26 protein-coding genes and 1 pseudogene are annotated in these 22,993 nt (G+C 61.6%); 24 read left to right on the plus strand and 3 right to left on the minus strand.

Features of this window, described 5'->3' with window-relative positions; genetic code table 11:
- Nucleotides 1-73: 73 nt before the first annotated feature.
- Nucleotides 74-361, plus strand: a pseudogene (locus AC1Q6J_RS14960) (DUF736 domain-containing protein); the annotation flags it as partial.
- A gap of 101 nt (nt 362-462) precedes the next feature.
- Here the strand turns inward: AC1Q6J_RS14960 and AC1Q6J_RS14965 are convergent.
- Nucleotides 463-711: a helix-turn-helix domain-containing protein gene (locus AC1Q6J_RS14965; protein WP_024337241.1), complete on the minus strand. Its 249-nt coding sequence runs from the start codon at nt 709-711 to the stop codon at nt 463-465.
- Between the two features lie 146 nt (nt 712-857).
- Between AC1Q6J_RS14965 and AC1Q6J_RS14970 the strand changes: the two genes are divergently transcribed.
- The 23 genes from AC1Q6J_RS14970 (at nt 858) to AC1Q6J_RS15080 (ending at nt 21,321) form a co-directional block, all read left to right on the plus strand.
- On the plus strand, nt 858-1,130 hold the full coding sequence (locus AC1Q6J_RS14970) for a hypothetical protein (protein ID WP_006018715.1): 273 nt from the start codon (nt 858-860) through the stop codon (nt 1,128-1,130).
- Between the two features lie 165 nt (nt 1,131-1,295).
- On the plus strand, nt 1,296-1,490 hold the full coding sequence (locus AC1Q6J_RS14975) for a transcriptional regulator domain-containing protein (RefSeq protein ID WP_006018716.1): 195 nt from the start codon (nt 1,296-1,298) through the stop codon (nt 1,488-1,490).
- A 136-nt stretch (nt 1,491-1,626) separates the two neighbouring features.
- Nucleotides 1,627-2,067: a DUF2285 domain-containing protein gene (locus AC1Q6J_RS14980; RefSeq protein ID WP_024337242.1), complete on the plus strand. Its 441-nt coding sequence runs from the start codon at nt 1,627-1,629 to the stop codon at nt 2,065-2,067.
- Nucleotides 2,068-2,201: 134 nt separating this feature from the next.
- Nucleotides 2,202-2,483 carry a helix-turn-helix transcriptional regulator gene (locus tag AC1Q6J_RS14985; protein WP_006018718.1) on the plus strand — a complete coding sequence of 94 codons (282 nt, stop codon included), beginning with the start codon at nt 2,202-2,204 and terminating at the stop codon, nt 2,481-2,483.
- A gap of 22 nt (nt 2,484-2,505) precedes the next feature.
- Nucleotides 2,506-3,387 (plus strand): replication initiator protein A, encoded by an 882-nt coding sequence (locus AC1Q6J_RS14990; protein WP_006018719.1) that lies wholly within the window; start codon nt 2,506-2,508, stop codon nt 3,385-3,387.
- A gap of 289 nt (nt 3,388-3,676) precedes the next feature.
- Nucleotides 3,677-4,141 carry a DUF2840 domain-containing protein gene (locus tag AC1Q6J_RS14995; protein WP_006018720.1) on the plus strand — a complete coding sequence of 155 codons (465 nt, stop codon included), beginning with the start codon at nt 3,677-3,679 and terminating at the stop codon, nt 4,139-4,141.
- Entirely contained in the window at nt 4,138-4,650 is a 513-nt protein-coding gene (locus tag AC1Q6J_RS15000) for a S26 family signal peptidase (RefSeq protein ID WP_006018721.1), read from the plus strand. Before AC1Q6J_RS14995 ends, AC1Q6J_RS15000 begins: the two co-directional genes overlap by 4 nt.
- Nucleotides 4,651-4,652: 2 nt before the next feature.
- Entirely contained in the window at nt 4,653-5,483 is an 831-nt protein-coding gene (locus tag AC1Q6J_RS15005; RefSeq protein ID WP_006018722.1) for a lytic transglycosylase domain-containing protein, read from the plus strand.
- A gap of 385 nt (nt 5,484-5,868) precedes the next feature.
- Nucleotides 5,869-7,632, plus strand: coding sequence for a relaxase/mobilization nuclease domain-containing protein (locus AC1Q6J_RS15010; RefSeq protein WP_006018724.1), 1,764 nt, complete (start codon nt 5,869-5,871; stop codon nt 7,630-7,632).
- Nucleotides 7,633-7,668: 36 nt separating this feature from the next.
- Complete coding sequence (locus AC1Q6J_RS15015) at nt 7,669-9,657, plus strand: conjugal transfer protein TraG (protein ID WP_006018725.1); 1,989 nt, start codon at nt 7,669-7,671, stop codon at nt 9,655-9,657.
- A gap of 6 nt (nt 9,658-9,663) precedes the next feature.
- Complete coding sequence (locus tag AC1Q6J_RS15020; protein WP_006018726.1) at nt 9,664-10,089, plus strand: ribbon-helix-helix domain-containing protein; 426 nt, start codon at nt 9,664-9,666, stop codon at nt 10,087-10,089.
- A 133-nt stretch (nt 10,090-10,222) separates the two neighbouring features.
- Nucleotides 10,223-11,551, plus strand: coding sequence for an MFS transporter (locus AC1Q6J_RS15025; protein WP_006018727.1), 1,329 nt, complete (start codon nt 10,223-10,225; stop codon nt 11,549-11,551).
- Nucleotides 11,552-11,779: 228 nt separating this feature from the next.
- On the plus strand, nt 11,780-12,694 hold the full coding sequence (gene trbB, locus AC1Q6J_RS15030; protein ID WP_006018728.1) for a P-type conjugative transfer ATPase TrbB: 915 nt from the start codon (nt 11,780-11,782) through the stop codon (nt 12,692-12,694).
- A 1-nt stretch (nt 12,695) separates the two neighbouring features.
- Nucleotides 12,696-13,019: a TrbC/VirB2 family type IV secretion system protein gene (locus AC1Q6J_RS15035; RefSeq protein ID WP_006018729.1), complete on the plus strand. Its 324-nt coding sequence runs from the start codon at nt 12,696-12,698 to the stop codon at nt 13,017-13,019.
- Nucleotides 13,019-13,282 carry a VirB3 family type IV secretion system protein gene (locus tag AC1Q6J_RS15040; RefSeq protein WP_006018730.1) on the plus strand — a complete coding sequence of 88 codons (264 nt, stop codon included), beginning with the start codon at nt 13,019-13,021 and terminating at the stop codon, nt 13,280-13,282. The genes AC1Q6J_RS15035 and AC1Q6J_RS15040 overlap by 1 nt, the downstream gene beginning before the upstream one ends.
- Nucleotides 13,283-13,292: 10 nt before the next feature.
- Nucleotides 13,293-15,734, plus strand: a complete 2,442-nt coding sequence (gene trbE / locus AC1Q6J_RS15045; RefSeq protein WP_006018731.1) for a conjugal transfer protein TrbE — start codon at nt 13,293-13,295, stop codon at nt 15,732-15,734.
- Nucleotides 15,731-16,459 carry a P-type conjugative transfer protein TrbJ gene (gene trbJ / locus AC1Q6J_RS15050; protein WP_006018732.1) on the plus strand — a complete coding sequence of 243 codons (729 nt, stop codon included), beginning with the start codon at nt 15,731-15,733 and terminating at the stop codon, nt 16,457-16,459. Before trbE ends, trbJ begins: the two co-directional genes overlap by 4 nt.
- Nucleotides 16,459-16,830, plus strand: a complete 372-nt coding sequence (trbK-alt, locus tag AC1Q6J_RS15055) for a putative entry exclusion protein TrbK-alt (protein WP_006018733.1) — start codon at nt 16,459-16,461, stop codon at nt 16,828-16,830. Before trbJ ends, trbK-alt begins: the two co-directional genes overlap by 1 nt.
- A complete protein-coding gene (gene trbL, locus AC1Q6J_RS15060) occupies nt 16,827-18,050 on the plus strand; it encodes a P-type conjugative transfer protein TrbL (RefSeq protein WP_006018734.1) in 1,224 nt (407 codons plus the stop codon). Before trbK-alt ends, trbL begins: the two co-directional genes overlap by 4 nt.
- 100 nt (nt 18,051-18,150) lie before the next feature.
- Nucleotides 18,151-18,834: a conjugal transfer protein TrbF gene (trbF, locus tag AC1Q6J_RS15065; RefSeq protein ID WP_006018735.1), complete on the plus strand. Its 684-nt coding sequence runs from the start codon at nt 18,151-18,153 to the stop codon at nt 18,832-18,834.
- On the plus strand, nt 18,831-19,865 hold the full coding sequence (trbG, locus tag AC1Q6J_RS15070; protein ID WP_006018736.1) for a P-type conjugative transfer protein TrbG: 1,035 nt from the start codon (nt 18,831-18,833) through the stop codon (nt 19,863-19,865). The genes trbF and trbG overlap by 4 nt, the downstream gene beginning before the upstream one ends.
- Nucleotides 19,862-21,073: a TraB/TrbI/VirB10 family type IV secretion system protein gene (locus AC1Q6J_RS15075; protein WP_006018737.1), complete on the plus strand. Its 1,212-nt coding sequence runs from the start codon at nt 19,862-19,864 to the stop codon at nt 21,071-21,073. The genes trbG and AC1Q6J_RS15075 overlap by 4 nt, the downstream gene beginning before the upstream one ends.
- A gap of 8 nt (nt 21,074-21,081) precedes the next feature.
- Nucleotides 21,082-21,321 (plus strand): DUF2274 domain-containing protein, encoded by a 240-nt coding sequence (locus AC1Q6J_RS15080; protein WP_006018738.1) that lies wholly within the window; start codon nt 21,082-21,084, stop codon nt 21,319-21,321.
- Here AC1Q6J_RS15080 and AC1Q6J_RS15085 read toward each other — a convergent pair.
- Entirely contained in the window at nt 21,294-22,250 is a 957-nt protein-coding gene (locus AC1Q6J_RS15085; RefSeq protein WP_013500405.1) for a LysR family transcriptional regulator, read from the minus strand. The genes AC1Q6J_RS15080 and AC1Q6J_RS15085 overlap by 28 nt on opposite strands.
- Before the next feature lie 59 nt (nt 22,251-22,309).
- Complete coding sequence (locus AC1Q6J_RS15090) at nt 22,310-22,939, minus strand: acyl-homoserine-lactone synthase (RefSeq protein ID WP_006018740.1); 630 nt, start codon at nt 22,937-22,939, stop codon at nt 22,310-22,312.
- Nucleotides 22,940-22,993 lie beyond the last annotated feature (54 nt).

Here is a 22,993-nt window from a genome sequence, read left to right on the forward strand (position 1 = left end):
GAAGTGTCCTTCAGAAAATGTCGCTATCGGATCAACCGCTTCATTTCAGAAAGACGGTTGCCAACTGACCTAAAACGGCTTCCAGGGCGAGATCGTCACCCTGAGCCTGAAGGCCAAGGGCGTCCGCATCGTCGCCGAGACCAACCGCTCCAATGACAACGCCCCCAGCCACCGCATCTATGTGGGCCGGGCGGAGATCGGCGCAGCCTGGTCGAAGCGTTCCGAGGAAGGCCGCGACTACCTCTCGCTCAAGCTCGACGATCCTTCCTTCAACGCGCCGATCTACGCGAACCTGTTCGACGACGAAGGCGGTGAAGGCTACACCCTGCTCTGGTCGCGGCCGCGCAAGACCGGCGAGTAGGCCACTTCATCAAGCCCCGTCCGGTCTGCCGGGCGGGGCTTCCCATCCTTCCAGGCGTCAGTGAGCGCGAACCGGCCGCCGGATCGAGCGGGTCGGCTCAATCACTCGGCCTGCCCCCGAGTCCTTTTCTTGGTGCTTGTGGGCGGGCGAGTGAGCAGGTCGGCGGCCTCGACACCCAGGCTGCGAGCGAGCCGATCGACAACGTCGATACCCGCCGCATAAACGCTTCGCTCGAGTGCGCTGATATAAGTGCGGTCAATTTCAGCACGATGAGCCAATTCCTCCTGTGACAAACCACGGGCCTGCCGGAGCTTCCGCAAATTGATTGCAAGTATCTCGCGTATATCCATACGCGAGAGGGCATGTCCTTGAAGAGTATTTCACCACGGAGTATTTTCGACAAAACGCGATCCGGACGGCTTCCGCGACAATTTTGGCGCTTCTGCTCCTTCCTGCCCGCGTGTTAGAAATTGTCTAAACTAAGGCGTGGAGTCTTATGAGGAAGCCGCCGCTCGACCCAGGCGTCGCCGACGCTGCGCCTGCAGATCAAATTCTCACTGCCTACGATGAGCAGCATGTCGTGACCTACATGCGCCTTCTGCAGGCCGAAAGCCAAGGGGCTGACTGGATGGAAGTCGCTCGAGTGGTGCTGCATATCGATCCGGTGCGGGAGCCGGACCGTGCGCGAAGCGCATATCAGAGTCATCTCGCGCGCGCCAAATGGGTGACCGAGCAGGGACGCCTCTTGCGCGGCACCGGCTCAAAATAGAAGAAAACCGCCGGCCGGCGACTTGCAGGCAGAACTATTTTCTTTTGCTGATCGGTGGTCATTCCGGTGCACCACGTGGTGCCAAACTAGGGGCTTCCTACAACCGCCTCGTTCATACCTATTGCGGCGCAATCGTTGTTAGCAGCGTGCAATGGGGCGGAAGCAATGCCTGAATTCGACTGGCGGTCGCCGGAATCCTACAAGAGCCTACAAGACGCCGAAATCACCGACATCGCCTGGGAATGTCTCCGCCGCAACGCCGGTTACCGGCGTGAGTACGAGGTGATGATTGCCAACAGCCCGAACGGCGAAGTGACTGACGAATTCAGGAGGAGGTGGGGCCTCTGCTTTCGCCCATGACCCGCGGCGGTCGTTCGATGAGCAGACGATCTTTTGGGCGCCTGAGGTTCTAGCGGCGGTCGTTCCGGTCAAGGTTGCCTCGGCCGCCGATCGCAGTTCAGCGCCTCAACCGCTGCTTGACCTTGCAGCAGGCCAGATGCGCCGCGCCGCCGACGGCTGGCACGCCGTGCTGCGCATCGGTGCAGTGGATCACCGTGTCTGGTCCAAGGATCCACCGGTGCTTGGCGCGTCATATGCAGCCGAACTGCCATTTGACGGCGATTTCGGCGCGCGTGCGTATGCAGCCCGCCGGCTGTGGCGCGCGATGAATGGACGCGCACCAGGTCCTGCCTTTCACCAACTATCTAAACAGCGGCGCGAACGCTTGAGCGCCGCGATCCGTGCGCTTGATGCTCGCAGCGCCGGCGGAAGCTATCGCGTTATCGCCGAAGCGCTCTTCGGCAAAAAGCGAATCCCCGACCGTGCCTGGAAGACCCATGATCTGCGCAATCGAACAATCCGCTTGGTGCAAGGCGGCCTTGCGTTGATGCGCGGTGGTTACCGCAAACTTCTGCGGTCCGGGCGCAGGGACGAATAGCCCTTCCGGTTGGGGGGTATCGAAAGCGGCCCCCTCCATATTCGGCATCCCCCTCCGAGATCTTGCTTCTCCATGATGACCGCACACACGCCGGCCTAGCCAGGCGTAGTGCGATGTCCTCCTGGAGTCCTCAAATGCCCGATCCGATGGCCGGTCTACCACCGCGATTCCTGCGTACACCTGAGGCCGCGCGCTATCTTGGCCTGTCCGGTCGCACGCTCGAGAAGCACCGCACGTACGGTACTGGACCGACGTATCGGAAGATCGGCGGACGTGTTGTCTACGCCGTCGATGACCTGAAAGCGTGGGCTGACCGCGGCGCCAAGACGTCGACGTCCGATCCCGGGAAGGGGACGGTACTGCCGGCCAAGAAGCAGCCCGCGCTGCGCCCGTATGCGGGCCAGGAACGTCGCTGATTGCCGCGTGAGAGTAGTGACCATGCGGCGCAAACACCATTCGGAGCGCGACCAGCTTGAGCTCTTTCGGGCGTTGCCCGGCGATCTTGCGCCGCGCGACGCGCAGGATCTGATGGCGTATCCGTTCTTCTCCCTCGCAAAGACTAAGCGGATCGTGCCGATCGACTTCCGTGCCGGTGCGATCGCAATTCGTGTCGAAGCCGTGCCGGAACACGGCATGGCGACGATCTGGGATGCAGACGTTCTGATCTGGGCCGCGTCCCAGATTGTCGAAGCCCGTGATGCCGGCCTGAAGACGTCGCGCCTGATGGCTGCAACGCCGTATGAAATTCTGACGTTCGTCGGCCGCGGCACCGGCGCACGCGACTATGATCGGCTGAAGGCGGGTCTCGACAGACTTCAGTCAACGACCGTGCTGACGTCGATCCGTCAGCCGGCAGAGCGGCGACGGCATCGCTTCTCCTGGATCAACGAGTGGAAAGAGACGGCCGATGCAAATGGCCGCCCATTTGGGATCGAGCTGATCCTGCCGGATTGGTTCTACGCTGGCGTCATCGATGACGCGCTCGTGCTGACGATTGATCGCGCCTATTTCGAGCTGACGGGCGGACTTGAGAGGTGGCTTTATCGTCTTGTGCGCAAGCACGGCGGACGCCAGGACGGCGGCTGGAGTTTTGATCTGGTGCACCTCCATGCCAAGTCCGGCATCCTCTCGCCCCTCAAGCACTTTGCTTACGACGTGCGCCAGATCGTCCAGCGCCAGACATTGCCCGGTTATCAGCTCGTGCTCACGCGCGACCCTGATGGCACCGAGCGACTGAACTTTGCACCCACGCCTGTTGATCCCTTAACGGCCCGCTTGCGCCGGCGCGGTCTCATTCCAAATTCGGAGGACAACCTGTGAATCAGCTCGTGCTATCGGGGACCGCAACCCTCGTGCTATCGGGGACCCGATCCTCGTGCTATCGGGGACCGGAATCGAGCTTAAGAGCTTGTTTCTCCGCGCTTTCCAGCCGCTCTAACTTTACTAACCGGAAATCCTTCGGATTTCTTCTAACGGAGCAGGCCGAAAGCGGCGTCGATGGCGCTCGGCAACGGCAGTCCGACAGGCCAGCCTGCCTTTGCAGGCGATACACACTCTCGACCGAGCCCCAAGCTCACGGCTGCCAGCCCCAGCGTCCGGGAGCCGCCGCATGAGCGATCTCACGGAAGTGGAAGTGTTGTGGCTCGAGAAGCGCATCGAAAACCGCATTCGGTTCGGTCGCATTGTCGGGGAACGGAAGCTTGATCGCCATCGGCGTGTCCTGTCATTCGCGCCAGGCAGCATCTTTGCCTTCGTCCGGTGGACCTCCAACGACTTTGGCACGATCATTTCGCGCATCGACATCTTGCGCGCGGTCGCACTGGGACAGCGCTGCTCGACCGTTCCTTATGTGACGCCCGGCGGTGAGATTCTGCTGCGCCTGTCCGGCTGGCCGAAGGTCGAGCGCGTGCTGCAGATGATCGATGCCGTTGAGGCGCTCGGCGTCGATCCGGCTGATGTCGCTCCCGACCATTGGCATCACGTTCACAACCGTCTGTCCGTTAATGAAAACCCGCGCCCGTATACGAAAGCGCGCCATCAGGCCTGGCTCCATCGCCAAAGGGTGATGCGATGACGGGCCGCCTACCGATGCTGGCCGTGACGATTGGGGTCGCTGCTGCGCTCATCGCGACGATCGTCCTGGAGCCGATTCCGCTATACATCTGGAACGCATCCGCGAGCGTGCCGATCGGTCTCTACCGCCTCCGACCGGCGGACCAATTCCAAGTTACTGAATTGGTCGCCGTGCAGCCGCCGGAGCCGCTCGCGACCTTCCTCGATTTGAACGGCTATTTGCCCATTGGCGTGCCCATGCTGAAGCGCGTGCTCGCCCTTCCGGGGCAGAGTGTTTGCAGAACCGGCCTCACGATTTCGGTCGACGAGGTCGCGGTGGGCGAGGCGAAGGACCGCGACGGACGCGGCCGGCCGCTGCCGAAATGGCAGGGCTGCCGCGTCGTCGGCGACGGCGATCTGTTTCTGATGAACTGGCAGTCGGACGACTCTCTTGATGGCCGGTATTTTGGATTTCTTCCGGCATCCAGCGTGATCGGCCGTGCGATGCCGGTGTGGACGTGGGAGGGGTGATCGTGCGTATTCGACGTGTTCTCCTCGCCATGCCCTTGTTCGATCGATTGCGGGATCATTCCTCCGTCTCGATCGATGTCTGCAAGGCTGGCGCGAGCCCGACCGCGTGCTTGGGTCGGTTGGGCACGCGCGTTTGTGCAGTCGTGCCCGTGATGCTTCTTCTGACCGCGTTCGACGGTGCTGCTTTGGCCCAGAGCGGATCAACCGCCCAGCCGGCGATCAGTCAGACCGCTCACTCATTTGCCGGCTTCATCAATGAAGCCGCACAACGCTTTGCGATTGCGCCGAACTGGATCCGATCAGTCCAACGCATCGAGAGTGCTGGTGACGTGCACGCCAGATCGCCAAAAGGCGCAATGGGCCTGATGCAAATCATGCCAGCGACTTGGGCGGAACTTCGTGTGCGCTACAATCTCGGGAACGACCCCTACGACCCGCACGACAACATTCTGGCCGGTACGGCGTACTTGCGCGAACTGCTCGATCGGTATGGCTCGCCTGGCGTGTTTGCGGCGTACAATGCGGGACCATCTCGCTATGAAGAGCATCTTGCGGGCGGCTCTCTGCCAGACGAGACGCGAGCATACGTCGCAAAGCTTGCAAATCTGCTTGCCGTCGAACTGCCGCCGAGGTGGACGTCCGGCGGACAGTCATCAGCAGCTGCGACGCTATTCGTCACGCGATCCGATCTCATGAAGACGCGTGATCGGTTGTTGGCGCTCATGCCGTCTAGCGGTGTCACGACCGCGTTCTCGGCGCCCGATGTTTCGCCCATGGTCCCCCGGCCAATTGGCATGTTCGTCCCTCGATCGGATTCGGGAGTATCGCGATGACCAGGTGTGCGGGTTCGCAAGCTGATGGTGTATGGGCGATGCCTTCGGCCCGCGCTCTACTCGTCGCTTCGCTCCTCACCGAGCCACCCTTCGGGTGTCTCGGCCCTTCGGGTAACGATCGCTATCGCAAGCGCTCGGAAGCAGTGGGGGCTTCGCGAGTTGGCGGCCAGGTCGCGGTGGCTCTTTCGGGAACCGGCGACCCGGAGACCACGACGGCAGGACGGCGAGATAAAAGGGGCTCGCCGCTCGAACCGCAAGCCATTGACATGGCTTGGGTTCCGGCGTGCCGGTCGGTCGGGGCGCGTGCCGCGCCTTGGATTTTTAAGAATGAGATCAACTACATTTTCGGCACTCTACGCGTTTTGGCGTCCTTCGAGGCGCAGTCATGACCACGGGCGACAGCGATCTGCGTATCCGGCCCGGGCGCATCCGCAGTACCCGCGCGCCGAAGCCGAAAAGCTTCATCAATCAGGTGCTACGCGCGGCGAAGAAAACCGGACACACCTCGGGTCAGACCCCGGCCGGCAGGCGTTCCGCGGCCCATGGGCGTTCGACGTTTGGCCGCGGGCGCCTCGCCTTTAGCCGGGCGAGATTGTTCAGCCCGACGCGGCGCGTTGTGGTGAAGGCGCGCGTGGTTCGCCACAAAGGACGAGCCTTCCGCTCAGCGCCGCTGACGGCCCATCTCTCGTATCTGAAGCGCGATGGCGTGACCCGGAGTGGTGAGCGGGCCGAGATGTTTGATGCCCGCGGCGACGGCGCCGATAGCGCGGCGTTTGCCGAACGCTGCAAGGACGACCGTCACCATTTCAGGTTCATTGTCTCGCCGGAGGACGCCGGCGATATGACCGACCTGAAGGCCTTCACCCGCGACCTCGCCAAGCAGATGGAAGCCGACTTTGGCACGCGACTGGATTGGGTGGCTGTCGATCATTGGAATACCGACAATCCTCACGTCCATCTTCTCGTTCGGGGGGTCGACGAAGAGGGCGCTGATCTCGTGATCTCCCGCGACTACATCAGCCGGGGCCTGCGTTCACGCGCCGAGGAATTGGTCGCGATCGAACTGGGTCCAAAACCGGAGCACGAGATCCGCAATTCGCTGGAGAGGGAAGTCTCGGCGGAACGATGGACGCGGCTCGACCGGGAGGTCCGACTGGCGGCGGAAGAGACCGGGTATATCGATCTTCGACCCAAGAATCCCGGCAGCGCGGATCCTGAGATCCGCCGCCTGATGGTTGGCCGTCTTCAGCACCTCGAGAAGATGGGCCTTGCCGCATCCGCCGCACCAGGGGAGTGGATGGTCGGACTCGAGGCCGAGCGCAGCTTGCGCGACCTCGGCATGCGCGGCGACATCATCAAGACCATGCACCGCGCCTTTACCGAGCGCGGGGAAGCGCGCGGCGTCGCCGACTTCGTCATCGAGGGTGGACAGCCGACGTCTCAGCTTATGGGACGACTGGTCGAGCGTGGATTGCATGACGAACTGACTGGCGAGGCCTACGCCCTGATCGACGGGACCGACGGACGCGCGCACCACGTGCGCTTTCGAGGTATCGAGGCCTTCGAACATGCTCCGCCCGTTGGGGGAATCGTCGAAGTCCGACGCTTCGGTCAAGCCGGCGATCCACGGCCGACCGTGGTGCTCGCCATCCGCTCCGATCTCGATCTTGCCGAGCAGGTCACCGCAAAAGGCGCGACCTGGCTTGACCACAGGCTGGTCGAACGCGACTCCATGCCGCTTGCCATGGGCGGATTCGGCCGAGAGACGCGCCAAGCCATGGAAGCCCGTACCGAGCATCTGATCCGGGAGGGCCTAGCGCGGCGGCAGGGCCAACGCATCATCTTGCAGCGCAACCTCCTGAACACGTTGCGCCAGCTTGAACTGGACCAGGTGGCCGCAAAAGTCTCGGCCGACACCAGCCTCCCTTACGTGAAGTCCGAATCCGGGGAGCATGTGGCGGGGACATATCGCCAGCGTCTGACGCTCGCCTCGGGACGCTTCGCCATGATCGACAATGGGCTCGGCTTCCAACTCGTGCCCTGGTCGCGCGAACTCGAAAGGAGGCTCGGCCAACACGTCACCGGCGTCGTGAAGGACGGCGGTGGAATCGAATGGGGCTTTGGTCGCAAGCGCGACCTCGGTCTCTAACAATCGCACCAATCCAGCTGCGGAAGGGCGTTCGGGATGTCCGGAACCAAAATCCTTTGGGGGCAGGTGATCGTGGTCGGCCTGATCGTTTTGCTGGCCATCTGGGGAGCAACCGAGTGGACGGCCTGGCGGCTCGCCTGGCAACCGGAGCTTGGGCGGCCCTGGTTCGAACTGTTGGGCTTCAAGGTCTATTACCCGCCCGTCTTCTTCTGGTGGTGGTTCGTCTACGACGCCTATGCGCCACGGGTCTTTGTCGAAGGAGCCTTCATTGCGGCGTCGGGGACCTTCGTTTCGATCGCGGTGGCGATCGGCATGTCGGTTTGGCGGGCGCGCGAAGCCAAGAATGTCGCGACCTATGGGTCGGCGCGCTGGGCTGGTGCGGACGAGGTTCGAGCGGCGGGACTTCTCGGTCCGGATGGTGTGGTGCTCGGCAAGCTCGACCGCGACTACCTTCGCCACGACGGGCCGGAGCACGTGTTGTGTTTTGCACCCACCCGATCCGGCAAGGGTGTCGGTCTTGTCGTCCCCTCGCTCCTGGCTTGGCCCGGCTCGGCCATCGTTCACGACATCAAGGGCGAGAATTGGCAACTGACCGCGGGCTTCCGCTCGCGACACGGCCGCGTCCTGTTGTTCGATCCCACCAACCCAAAGTCCTCAGCCTACAATCCGCTGCTCGAGGTCCGGCGCGGGGAATGGGAGGTTCGCGACGTCCAGAACGTGGCCGACGTCCTGGTCGACCCCGAAGGCTCCCTCGACAAGCGGAACCACTGGGAGAAGACCAGTCATTCGCTCCTGGTCGGCGCCATACTCCACGTTCTCTATGCCGAGGCGGACAAGACCTTGGCCGGCGTCGCCGCCTTCCTGTCCGATCCGAAGCAGCCGATCGAGACCACGCTGAGGGCGATGATGACTACACCGCACCTTGGCGAGCAGGGCGCCCATCCCGTCGTCGCCTCGACCGCGCGCGAACTCCTCAACAAATCCGAAAACGAACGCTCCGGCGTCCTATCCACCGCGATGTCGTTCCTCGGGCTCTACCGCGATCCCGTCGTGGCCCAGGTGACCTGTCGCTGCGACTGGCGGATTGCCGATCTGATCGCAGATGGTCGCCCGACGACGCTTTACCTCGTGGTGCCGCCGTCGGATATTTCTCGGACCAAGCCGCTGATCCGTCTGGTGCTGAACCAGATCGGCCGGCGCCTGACCGAGGATCTACACGCCCGCGACCGTCGGCATCGAGTGCTAATGATGCTCGACGAGTTCCCGGCGCTGGGGCGGCTGGATTTCTTCGAGTCTGCGCTCGCCTTCATGGCGGGGTACGGCATCAAGAGCTTCTTGATCGCGCAGTCGCTCAACCAGATCGAGAAGGCCTACGGGCCTAACAACGCCATCCTCGACAACTGTCACGTCCGCGTCAGCTTCGCGACCAACGACGAGCGGACCGCCAAGCGGGTATCGGACGCGCTCGGGACCGCGACCGAGATGCGGGCCATGAAAAACTATGCCGGCCATAGATTGAACCCGTGGTTGGGGCACTTGATGGTCTCGCGGCAGGAGACGGCCAGACCTCTCTTGACCCCGGGCGAGGTCATGCAGCTTCCACCGATGGACGAGATCGTCATGGTGGCGGGTACGCCGCCGATCCGGGCGAAGAAAGTTCGCTACTACGAGGATAGGCGGTTCACCGAGCGGGTTCTGCCGCCGCCAAATCCGGCGAGCGCCGGCCGATCATCGAGAACGGACGGTTGGTCAGCGCTAGGACCATTGAAGCCGACGGCGGGTCCAACTGACAAAGCCGCGGAGGTCGAGGAAGACACGGCGAACAGCGGACTCCGTCGCGAGCCCGAACTCCCCGATCACGTCGCGATCGCCAAGGAGACGACCGAACCGACGCCGGCAGAAGAATTTGCCGCCGTTCTTGACGATGACGAGGATGGGGTCCGCCAGTCCCGGCTCATACGCCAGCAGATGCGCGGCGTTGCGCGTCAGGTCGCCATGGACCCGAATGACGGTATGGAGCTCTGAGGCATTATGCGCGACCGGATGAACGTCTACTTCCCGCCAGAACTGCTGAAACAGATCTCAGAGCTCGCCGATCGCAAAAGACTTTCTCGGTCGGCGATCGTGGAAGCGGCAGTTGTTTCGTTTCTGTCCCCGGATGGAGCGGACAGGCGAGAAGCGGCGTTTACCCGGCGCCTCGATCGGCTGTCGCGCCAGATGCAGCGGCTGGAACGCGACGTGGGCTTGACGGCCGAAAGCTTGGCGCTCTTCATCCGCTTTTGGCTGACGATCACGCCGCCGCTACCCAACGACGCACAGGCTGCCGCGCAGGCAAAGGGCAGGGATCGTTTTGAAGGATTTGTCGAAGCACTCGGGCGCCGTTTGCAAAAGGGGCAAAGCTTTCTCCGGGAGATTCCAGAAGACATCGGTCGTCAGGAACCGGCCGAAGAAACTTGAGAGAGCCACGTAGACAGACCATTTCGCGGATCCTTCTTATTCTACGCCACCCTACGACCGCAGGGATTTACCCGAACTGACGAAAAGCTGGTCGCGCTATCGGCTCGCACGAGCTGACAGCAAGAGGGCCAGCATGCAAATTTCCGGGACATGGCGTCTCATCTCGCGCGTTTTTCTCCCGTTTGCTGCTGGATACTATCTTTCGTATCTGTATCGAACGATCAACGCTTTGATCGCCAGTCATCTCAGCTCGGATACCGCGCTCGGGACTGCCGACCTCGGGTTGCTTACGTCAGTCTATTTCCTGATATTCGCGGCGGCTCAGATCCCTGTCGGTATATTGTTGGATCGCTTTGGTCCGCGTCGCGTCCAGAGTGTTCTGCTCTTGCTAGCCGCAGCGGGCGCCGGACTCTTCGCGATATCGACCGGTTTCCTGTCGCTTTTGATCGCGCGTGCAATGATCGGGCTTGGCGTGGCGGCGGCGTTGACCGCAGGACTGAAGTCGATCGTCCTTTGGTTCCCCAGAGAACGAGTTGCCTTGCTTAACGGCTACATGATCATGCTGGGATCGCTAGGAGCGGTGACCGCTACGGTTCCCGTAGAATACCTACTCGCTTGGATGAGCTGGCGGCAGCTCTTTGAGATCCTAGCGGCGGCGACCGGCGCGACGGCCATTTTCATCTATGTCGTGGTTCCCGAGCGGGGCATTGTCCCATCAGCAGCCTGCGCCACTCTTAGCTCCGTTTTCAGCGATCGGCGCTTCTGGCGAATGGCCCCGTTGTCGGCGACTTGCGTCGGATCAGCCTGGTCTCTGCAGGGGCTGTGGGCATCACCGTGGCTGATCGACGTGGAGAGGCTTGATCGCACAAGTCTCGTCAGACAGCTGTTTACAATGTCCGTCGTACTAAGCGGCGGTGCCTGGTTGTTCGGTATGGCCGTCCATTACATCAAACGCAAAGGAATCGGAGCGGAGGCTATATTAGTGGTGGTTGCAGTGCTGTTCATCGCAGCCGATTCAGCCTTGATCTTGCGAGCGCCCCTGCCGTCCATCCTGCCCTGGTCGGTTGTCGCAATTGCCGGAACGGCAACCGTGGTCAGCTTCGCGGTAATAGCGGATTACTTTCCGCCGGAGCTTGCTGGTCGTGCCAACGGCGTCTTGAACGTCCTGCACTTTGGTTGGGCATTTCTGGCACAATACGCGACAGGCCTGATCCTGGAGCAATGGCACACGATCGATGGCCATAGGTCCGTCCAGGCCTATCAGGTCGCGTTCGGCCTCAACGTAGCGCTGCAGATCGCAGCCTTGGTCTGGTTCGCGCTGCCTTGGCGTAGAGTCTGCGCTTCATGGATGAGTTTAACTTCCCGCTCCACGCCAGCCTCTGTTTCCAATGGTGTCAAGTCGGTCGGCTTGTACGAGAATTCGCCCATCCTGATACCCGCGGACGACGGCGCGGAGTGGTGAGCGATAGCTCTTAGCGGACTGGTACGATTGAGCAGGAGTCCAATATCAGTTCTCAGTCTTCCTTTTTCTACGCCAGTCTACGATCACCGAAAGCGCTTGTTGCGCCAACTCCATAGGTGCTTTTTCTAATCATCCCATCTGAGGGCCCTTTGCGGACGCTCTCACTGGGTGGGGACGACGGTGCCAAGCCATTCCATTCAATCGGAAGCGAATTCGCGCGGCGCGCGCATGCTTCGTAGTGCGCTTGGCACAGCGATTGCCGGCTACCTCGAAGATGAAGCGATCATCGAGGTGATGCTCAATCCGGATGGGCGGTTGTGGATCGACAGGCTGTCGAGTGGCTTGATCGACACAGGCAAAACTCTCTCCGCAGCGGATGGCGAGCGCATTGTTCGCCTGGTAGCGCACCACGTAGGTGCGGAGGTGCATGCCGGGGCGCCACGGGTTTCGGCAGAACTGCCTGGAACTGGTGAGCGCTTCGAAGGCCTTTTGCCTCCGGTCGTTGCCGCCCCGGCCTTTGCTATCCGCAAGCCAGCGGTCGCGGTGTTTACCCTCGACGATTACGTCGCCAAGGAAATCATGACCTCGGAGCAGGCCGAGATCCTGAAGAGCGCGGTCGCCGCACGGAAGAACATCCTCGTCGCCGGGGGAACGTCGACCGGCAAGACGACTCTGACAAATGCGCTCCTGGCCGAAGTGGCAAAGACTGCCGATCGGGTCGTGCTGATCGAAGATACGCGCGAACTGCAGTGCACAGCGCCCAACCTTGTCGCTTTGCGTACCAACGATGGCGTGGCGACGCTATCGGACCTCGTTCGCTCCTCGCTGCGACTGCGTCCTGACCGTATTCCGGTCGGCGAGGTCCGCGGTGCCGAAGCCCTCGATCTGCTCAAGGCCTGGGGTACCGGGCATCCCGGTGGCATCGGGACCATTCATGCTGGTACCGCGCTCGGTGCCCTGCGGCGGCTTGAGCAACTCATTCAGGAAGCCGTCATCACGGTTCCGCGTGCCCTGATCGCCGAGACCATCAACGTTATCGCCGTGCTGGCGGGGCGTGGCGCTGATCGTCGCCTCGTTGAGCTCGCGCTCGTCCGGGGGCTTGGAGCTGCCGGCGACTACAGCCTTTCAACAGCAGGAGACTGACATGCGTCAGCAAATTCGTTTTCTTCGAGGTGCATCGGTGGCCGCCTTCGGCACGGTGCTTTTGGCGGCGGCGCCGGCATGGGCCGCTGGTTCGAATATGCCATGGGAGCAGCCGCTCAATCAGATCCTGCAATCGGTTGAAGGTCCGGTTGCCAAGATCATCGCGGTCATCATCATCGTCGTGACCGGGCTCACGCTCGCGTTCGGGGATTCGTCGGGTGGTTTCCGCCGGCTGATCCAGATCGTGTTCGGCCTGTCGATCGCATTTGCCGCCTCGAGCTTCTTCCTATCGTTCTTCTCCTTCGGCGGCGGCGTGGTGGTTTGATGGATGAACCGGTCACAGGTTTTGTCGTGCCCGTTCACCGCGCACTCACTGAGCCGATTCTGATGGGCGGCGCGCCGCGGTCCGTCGCGATCGTGAACGGCACGCTTGCTGCGGCCCTTGGACTTGGATTGCGGCTCTGGATCGCGGGTCTCATCCTCTGGTTCATCGGCCACATGGCCGCCGTCTGGGCCGCCAAGCGCGATCCCGCATTTGTCGATGTCGTGCGCCGACATCTGCGCATTCCCAGCCACCTCAACACCTGAGCGCTCCGCCATGATGAACCTTGCCGAATATCGTCATTCCAACGCGCGTCTCGCCGACTTCCTGCCCTGGGCAGCTCTCGTCGACGAGGGAATCATCCTGAACAAGGATGGTTCTTTCCAACGGACAGCAAAGTTCCGGGGACCTGACCTCGACAGCGCGGTGCCGGCCGAACTCGTTGCCGTCGCCGGTCGTCTGAACAACGCCTTGCGCCGCCTCGGATCCGGCTGGGCCGTGTTCGTTGAGGCGCAGCGTCATTCTGCGGGCGCTTATCCTCCAAACACCTTTCCGGATGTCGCGTCTGCGCTGGTCGATGCCGAACGCAGAGCGCAATTCGAGGAGGCAGGTGCCCACTACGAGTCCAGTTATTTCCTGACCTTCCTCTATCTGCCGCCGGAGGAGGGAGCGGCTAAGGCGGAGCGATTGCTCTATGAAGGTCGCGACCGCACCGTTGGAGCAGATGCCCGGGAGGTGTTGCGCGGCTTTATCGATCAAACCAACCGCGTGCTGCAACTCGTCGAAGGGTTCATGCCGGATTGCGCCTGGCTCGATGATCAGGCCACGCTGACCTATCTGCACTCGACGATCTCGACTAAGCGTCACCGCGTTCGCGTGCCCGAAATTCCCATGTACATCGATGCGCTTTTGGCCGACCAGCCACTGACCGGCGGGCTTGAGCCGATGCTGGGTTCAGCGAACGTGCGGGTCTTGACGATTGTCGGCTTTCCGGGCGCGACGACCCCGGGGGTCCTGGACGACCTGAATCGCCTGGCATTCTCGTATCGTTGGTCGACGCGCGCAATCATGCTCGACAAGACCGATGCCACCAAGCTGCTGACCAAGATTCGGCGGCAGTGGTTCGCCAAGCGAAAATCCATTGGCGCCATTCTCAAGGAGGTCATGACCAACGAGGCGTCGACGCTGCTCGATACCGACGCCCACAACAAGGCGATCGACGCCGACGCGGCGTTGCAGGAACTGGGGTCGGATCAGATCGGACAAGCCTTTGTTACGGCCACCCTCACTGTGTGGGACCGAGATCCCAACGCTGCCGATGAAAAGCTGAGGCTGGTCGAGAAGGTCATTCAGGGCCGCGATTTCACCTGCATGATCGAGACGGTGAACGCTGTCGAAGCCTGGCTCGGTAGCCTGCCGGGACATGTCTATGCGAATGTGCGGCAGCCACCGGTCTCGACGCTCAACCTCGCCCATATGATTCCGATGTCAGCCGTGTGGGCCGGTGAGGCGAGGGATCTGCACTTCAAGGCGCCGGCACTCCTGTTTGGCAAGACTGAGGGATCGACGCCCTTCCGATTCTCTCTCCACGTCGGCGACGTCGGCCACACCCTCGTGGTGGGCCCGACCGGCGCCGGAAAATCCGTTTTGCTGGCTCTGATGGCGTTGCAATTCCGCCGTTATCCGAACTCTCAGGTCTTTGCGTTCGACTTCGGCGGTTCAATTCGGGCGGCTGCGCTCGCCATGGGTGGCGACTGGCATGATCTCGGCGGTGCATTGTCAGACGGGGACGAAAACCCCGTCGCCCTGCAGCCGCTGGCCTGGATTGAGGATCCTTCCGAGCGCGGATGGGCGACGGAATGGATCGGCGCGATCCTGGCACGGGAAAAGGTCGAGATCACCCCGGAGGTCAAGGATCATCTGTGGTCGGCACTGACATCTCTCGCTTCGGCGCCGAGGGAGGAGCGGACCCTGACGGGCTTGTCAGTCCTGCTCCAATCGAACTCTCTGAAACGCGCCTTGCAACCTTATTGCCTCGGCGGACCTTCCGGGCGCTTGCTCGACGCCGAATTCGAGCGCCTTGGCGAAGCCTCGGTCCAGGCGTTTGAGACCGAAGGTTTGATTGGAACGGGTGCTGCGCCGGCCGTGCTGTCGTACCTCTTCCATCGCATCGGGGGCCGTCTCGACGGCCGGCCTACACTCCTTATTGTCGATGAAGGTTGGCTTGCCCTCGATGACGAGGATTTTGCGGGGCAACTCCGGGAATGGCTGAAGACGCTTCGGAAGAAGAACGCGTCCGTCATCTTCGCCACACAGTCGCTTTCTGACATTGATGGCTCCGCGATAGCACCGGCGATCATCGAAAGCTGCCCGACGCGCCTGTTGCTGCCGAACGAACGGGCGATCGAACCGCAGATCACCGCCATCTACCGCCGCTTCGGACTCAACGATCGCCAGATCGAACTTCTGAGCCGGGCAACGCCAAAGCGCGACTACTATTGCCAGTCTCGTCGCGGCAACCGGATGTTCGAACTTGGCCTTGGTGAGGTTGCGCTCGCCTTCACCGCAGCCTCTTCCAAGACAGACCAGGCAGCCATCGCGCAGCTCCTTGCCGAACATGGACCTGACGGCTTCGTGCCCGCCTGGCTCCAGCACCGCGGCGTCGCCTGGGCCCTCGACCTGATCCCCAACCTCGTCAATCTGGAGAAATCGCAATGAGACCTCTTGGCCTATTGGCGACCACGGCCGCCTTCGCGCTGCTGCTTGGCGTCACGGTGCCTGCACGGGCGCTGATCGTCTTTGACCCCACCAACTACGTCCAGAATGTCCTGACGGCCGCGCGGGAGCTCCAGCAGGTTAATAATCAGATCACCTCGTTGCAGAACGAGGCACAGATGCTGATCAATCAGGCAAGGAATTTGGCAAGCCTGCCGTATTCATCGCTGCAGCAACTGCAATCATCGATCCAGCGGACCCAGCAATTGCTGGCCCAGGCCCAGCGGATCGCCTACGACGTTCAGCAGATTGATCATGCCTTCTCGACAAGTTACGCGCCAGCGACCAGCAGCCAATCGAACCAGTTGCTGATCTCCAACGCTCAGTCACGTTGGCAGAATTCCTATGCCGCAACGCAAGACGCGCTTCGCGTCCAGGCGGGCATTGTTGGCAACCTCGACACCAATCGCATCCAGACATCCGCGCTCGTAACGTCAAGCCAGGGTGCCAGCGGCGCGCTGCAGGCAACGCAGGCTGGCAATCAGATTCTCGCGCTGAACGCGCAGCAGCTCGCCGACCTCACCGCCGTCGTGACGGCGCAAGGTCGGGCGCAGAGCCTTGAAGCGGCTCAGCGCGCCTCGGCCCAGGATCAGGGACGAGAACAGCTTCGTCGGTTCCTGACTCCGGGACAGGGCTATCAGTCATCCAACGTACAGATGTTCCACTGATGACGGACATAAGGGCATTCAAGGCGTTGTCGCTGCTTACGACAATCGGCGTGTTGGTCGTCACTGCCTGCACGATTCAGCTTCGCGGTGGTGACGAGCAGCCCGCGCTGCCGAAGGCCGCGCAGACGACAGATGCAACCAGCTCTGACCTCGCACGCTGCCGCAGCGTCACTGCGGAGGAAACGGCAGGTTATCAGCATTGCAGGCAGGTCTGGGCCGAAAACCGGCGACGCTTCTTGGCCAAGAAATCTGGTGCCGCGGTTCGTGGCCAAGAAGAACCCGCCGCTGCGTTGGCGCCGGCCCCAAAGGATCAGAGCCGGATCCCGCAGGGATATCTGCTACCGGCGACACCTGAGGCGAGCAAGCCATGACGGGTACGGGGATTATCGACCAATTCCTGGAAACGTTCACGCGATATATCGACAACGGCTTCGGCCTGCTCGGTAGCGACGTCGGCTATCTCGCAACGACCCTTGCCGCGATCGACATCACGCTTGCTGCGTTGTTCTGGAGTTGGGGGCCGGACGAAGACATCGTCGCGCGCCTCGTCAAGAAGACGCTCTTTGTAGGCGTCTTTGCCTATCTAATCGGTAATTGGAACAGTCTGGCACGCATCGTTTTCGAGAGCTTTGCCGGCCTTGGGCTAAAAGCATCAGGCGCAAGTCTCTCCGCGTCGGACTTCCTTCGGCCGGGAAAGATCGCTCAAGTCGGACTTGACGCTGGCCGACCGCTGCTCGATTCGATCTCCAATCTGATGGGCTACATCAGTTTCTTCGAGAATTTCGTCCAGATCGTCGTTCTCCTGTTTGCCTGGATCGTGGTGCTGCTCGCCTTCTTCATTCTGGCGATCCAACTCTTCGTCACCCTGATCGAGTTCAAACTCACGACGCTGGCCGGCTTCGTGCTCATTCCCTTTGGGTTGTTTGGCAAGACAGCCTTCGCGGCAGAGCGGGTCTTGGGCAACGTCATCTCTTCAGGGATCAAGGTCTTGGTCCTGGCCGCCATCGTCGGCATCGGCTCGACTTTGTTCTCGCAGTTCACCGCTGGCTTTGGTGGCAATCAGCCGACCATAGAAGACGCGATGACCCTGGTCCTTGCGGCGCTCTCCTTGCTTGGCCTGGGCATCTTCGGTCCTGGAATCGCCAACGGCCTGGTGTCGGGTGGGCCTCAGCTCGGTGCCGGTGCCGCGGTTGGAACAGGCCTTGCTGCCGGTGGCATTGTTGCGGCGGGCGCGGGTCTTGCCGCCGGCGGTGTTGGTCTCGCTGGCGGCGCGATTGCGGGCGCCGCGCGCGGTGGTGGCGCTGTCATAAGGGGAGCGTCAGCCGCCTATCGAAGCGGCGGCCTTGCTGGCGTCGCTGAGGCGGGCAGCTCGGCTGCCATGAGTCCATTGCGTCGTGCAGCGGCTGCCTTCGGGGGCGAGCAAGCTGGCGAGCAGGCCGCAAGCGCTTCGGCCGAAGGGCTGCCCGATTGGGCGCGCCGCATGAAGCGCGCCGAGACTATTCGGCATGGTGCCTCGGCTGCTGGTCACGTCCGCTCGGGCGATCATGGTGGCAGCGGCTCCTCCGTCGATTTGTCCGAAGGAGAGCGCTGAGACGCATCACCGCACTTTCGCCACCCGCCACGCGGCAGCGCCTCAAACCCAGACACTACACGGCTCAAAGCCGATCACTTGATCTCAGGGGCAATCATCAATGATCAAACGACCATTAGTTCACTACGGGCGCATGCCCGAACCGATCACGCCTTATCAAAAAGCAGCCCAAGTTTGGGACGAACGCATTGGATCCGCCCGCGTGCAAGCCAAAAACTGGCGGCTGATGGCGTTCGGTTGTCTCATACTGTCAGCCGGTCTCGCTGGTGGGTTGGTCTGGCAATCAAGCCATGGGTCGATCACGCCCTGGGTGGTCGAAGTCGACCATCTTGGCCAAGCCCAGAGGGTTGCGCCGGCCAACTTCGACTATCAACCGACTGATGCGCAGATCGCCTACCATCTGGCGCGCTTTATCGAGGATGTCAGAGGTCTGCCGGCCGACGGCATCGTTCTACGCCAAAACTGGCTCCGGGCCTATGATTTTACGACCGATCGCGGCGCCGCTGCGCTCAACGACTACGCGCGGAACAATGACCCCTTTGCCAAGCTCGGTAAGGCGCAAATCTCCGTCGACGTCTCGAGCGTCATTCGCGCGTCGTCGGAAAGCTTTCGGGTCGCATGGACCCAGCGCACCTATGACAACGGTTCGCTGAGCTCGACCGAACGCTGGACCGCAATTCTCACCATCGTGATCGAGATGCCCCGCGATGCCGAACGCCTGCGCAAGAATCCCCTTGGCGTTTACGTCCGCGCCATCAACTGGTCAAAGGAGTTGAGTCAGTGACCAAGACGCCGTTTGACGTTTATTCGAAGCGCCCCGCCCCGGACTGCGGGATCGGTCCCACTTGGCCCGCGTTCTTGACCGCGAAGCGAGCAGTTTTGTTTGCTCTCCTGCTTGGTTCCTCGGCGCTCGGTGGGTGCGCGACCTACATTCCTCCGGAGATCAGCTATGACGCCGAAGTGCCTCCGTTACCGGCTACGCCGGTGGCTCTCGACGACAGATCGCGACCGCTTCACATTCCACCCCTCTGGAAGCCGGCTCTCGGCGGCAAGTCGGGAGGGAAGGAAGACGCTGAACCTGTGAGCCGGGTTGAGACAGCAAATAGCGCGGCCCGGGTCGAACCGCGCAAGCGAGGGTATTTCAACGCAGCGCAAATCTACGCCTACAGTCCTGGGGCGCTCTATCAGATTTACGCCGCGCCGGGGCAGATCACGGATATCGCGCTCGAGGAAGGAGAACTTTTGACGGGATCAGGGCCGATCGCGGCCGGAGATACCGTACGCTGGGTCGTGGGCGATACCGAGAGCGGGAGCGGCGACACACGGCGCGTCCATATCCTGGTCAAGCCGACCCGAGCCTCGATCGAGACCAACCTGGTGGTCAATACTGACCGGCGCACCTACCTGATTGAGCTCCGCTCTCGCGAGCGGCCGTACATGCCATCCGTTGCTTGGTACTATCCTGAGACGGTACGCGAACGGTCGCGTTCAGCTGCTCTGAAGCCCGTTCTTCCGGACCCAGCGCAGCGTATCTCCCGCTATTCCATCGAAGGCGACAGTCCTCCCTGGCGGCCGCTAGCCGCATATGACGATGGCCGCAAGGTCTACGTCGAATTCCCGCTCGGCATCGTGCAGGGCGAAATGCCTCCGCTCTTTGTCATCGGCCCAGACGGCAAGACAGAACTCGTCAACTATCGCGCCTACGGCAATGTGTTGATCGTCGATCGGCTGTTTGCGGCCGCCGAACTCCGGCTCGGCGGTGAGCACCAGCAGAAGGTCAGGATTGTCAGGACCGACGGGAGACCGTCGTCATGAACACCCGGAATGAAAACGATCACGAGCAAGCAGTTCCGCCGGAGACACAAGCGGAGCAGTCCGAAAGTTTCCGCTTGAGAGCGGAGCATCCGCGCGTGACGCGGTTGTCGCGGAAGGTCTTGGCTGGCGGGAGCGCGGTTGCCCTGCTTGTTATCGGCGGAGCAGTGTTGTGGTCACTTCAGAGCAATCGTGCTCGAAATCAGGCGGCCGATGAGCTTTACAGCACCGACCATCACAATGTTGCCGACGGCATTACGACCCTGCCGAAGGACTATGCTGGCGTTCCGCGCCAGCCAATCCCGCAGCTTGGTCCGCCGCTCCCCGGTGACCTCGGTCGACCGATCCTTGCCGCTCAAGGCCAGTCGCCGACGAGCGGCGCTGATCCGGACCAGCAGCGCCGGGATCAGGAGACCGAAGCAGCCCGCATCAGTCATCTGTTCGCTTCGACCAATGGACGAGAAGTGCGTCCGTCCGCGACTGCGGCTGTTGGAAGCGAGCGGGTCGTGCCACCGAACGCAACGAGCACCGGCGACGATGGATCTGTGCAAAACGGTCAGGACCGGAAGCTTGCCTTCGTCAACGCCTCTGTGGACCGTCGCACGGTAAGCCCTGACCGCATCACCAGGCCGGCCTCACCGTATGTCGTGCAGGCTGGGACGGTCATTCCGGGTGCCCTGATCACCGGGATCCGATCAGACCTTCCGGGCCAGGTTACAGCGCAGGTAACCGAAAATGTTTTTGATACCCCGACCGGCCGCTTTCTGCTTGTGCCTCAGGGAGCGCGTCTGATCGGCATCTACGATAGCCAGGTCACTTTCGGCCAGTCCCGCGTCCTGCTCGTCTGGACCCGGCTGATCATGCCGAACGGACGTTCTATCGTTCTCGAGCGGCAGCCTGGCGTTGACGCTGCCGGGTATGCAGGCCTCGAAGACCAGGTCGACAATCACTGGGGTGAGCTGTTCAAGGCTGCGGCCCTATCGACGTTTCTGGCGGTCGGGACCGAACTGGGTGCCGGCTCGGACACCAACAGCAACGACAGCGCAATTATCCAGGCCTTGCGACACGGCGCCTCGGACTCACTGAATCAAACCGGACAACAGGTGGTTCGGCGCAGTCTCAACATCCAGCCGACCCTGACGATCCGCCCGGGTTTTCCGGTTCGTGTCATCGTCAACCGGGATCTCCGCCTCGAGCCTTACACAGGATGACAACCTCAATGACGAAGCTGAAGATCGCCGCCGTCCCAGACGACAAGCCGGTGAAGGTGACCGCGGAGTTGCCTGCATCCGTCCACCGGGACCTTGCTGCGTACGCGGAGGCAATCGCGCGTGAAACGGGTCAGCGCGCCGATCCAACAAAATTGATCGCGCCGATGCTGGCGCGGTTCATGGCGGCTGACCGAGGATTCGCCCGTCTACGACGCGCGTGTCAATCGCCGAGAGATGGGGAGGAATAGCGCTCCGCCAGCATTTCGAGAAAGCGGTTGAGGGCTGGATTCTCGTTGTCAGCGCACCAGTGTGCAGAAAAGCCGATATGGCTTGATCCTGTCCCGTCCCGTAGTTCGCGATATTTCAGTCCGGCGAAACTCGCGCCCATATCGGACTCCATGACGAGGCTAATGCCTAGTTTCATACTGACGAGACCCTTGATCATGCTTCGGCTGACGTCGTGTCGGTCGATCTTGGGCCGATCGTCCGTAGATACAAATTTCGATATGATGAGATCTTCAAACTCGCGGCTGGAATCGTGATGGCTTAGTAGTACGGTTTCGTCGCGAAGATCGGTCCAATAAACCGCGTCGCGCGCCGCCAAAGGGTGATCCTCAGGCAATGCAACGAGGACGCGTTCGCTCCAGACCCTGAGCGTCTTGTTGTCCGATGATGGCGTGTCGCTCGTAACGATGAGAACGTCGAGTGTTCCGCTCCGGAGCGCGTTCATAAGCAAAGTGCGCGGCCGTTCGGCTATAGCGAGTTCGATCCGAGGAAATCTCGTTCTAAAGTCGAGGAGGGTAGTCCGCAGATTGCCTGCTGAAATCGACGTGCAGAAGCCGACCGAAAGGTGGCCAGTTTCGCCACGACCAATTGATCTGCCGGTTGCAACGAGTGTATCAACCTGCTCCAGCACCATTCTTGCGATCCGCACGACTACTTTACCAGCAAGTGTTGGCTGGACTCCCGCGGTCGACCGCTCAAACAAGCTGGTCCCGACTAGGCGCTCGAGTTGGCCAATGGAGCGGCTCACGACAGAATGTGGAATGGAAAGTAATTCAGCGGCTTGCCGAAGACTTCCACAGTCGTTGGCAACGACTGCAAACCGAAGCAGGCGCAGGCCGATGACGGGCATTCCGGTCGTGCGCTGCTGGTTGTCAATGTTGTTGATTTCCATCATGCCTGTAGCCCGTCAGTAGGCGAAACTGCGTCCCAGGGGTCCGCTGTGCGACCGTTCTAGGCGACGCGCAATACAGGCGCCCAGAGCACTGGCCCGGAAAGTCCGCCTGCCCCACGGAGTTTCGCGAGCGCCGCACTGGAGATATCCAGATATCCAGCGACGGCGAGAGTGTTCCCAATCTTAGAGGGAGCGCCGATTCGACGTAGCGGCCACCCAGCGCGCCGCAGGATCCTTTCCATTCGGGCGTCGGTAACGGTAACAATATCGCTCAGATGCCGCGAAAGCCCAAATTCCACCATGCCAGCAAACAACTCGTAGGTGGCACAAGCTATTCCGTGTTCTCCTTTTGGTGTGTCGAGTCTAGCGTCGATCGCAAAGCGGCTGCTTTCCCATATCTGCGGACTCATGGGCATCGGCTGACCATTCAGAAGCGCGGGAAATGTGTCGCGGAGCATCGTCGGTCCCTTGGTTGGAAGCAGGCGGACGCAGCCTTGTACCCGGCCGTCGTCCGAGAGTTGGGCGAGGTATGCCGGATGCAACGAGTCGAACTTGTCAACTTCCATGTCGCCGCTAATTTGAACGTCCCAGTCCATCCGGACCTTGAAGACGCGATGTCGTAGTTGGTGTATTGCAAAGAGCGTATGGGAGAATTCGCCGTACCAAGGCTCCGTGATGAGCTGAATCATGACATCCTCCAAGGTTGCCATGATTCTTTGAGGCGAAGTTACGCTAAGAAGCAT

The organism is Afipia sp. MLSD5-FHT05B12 (genome assembly GCF_058793355.1).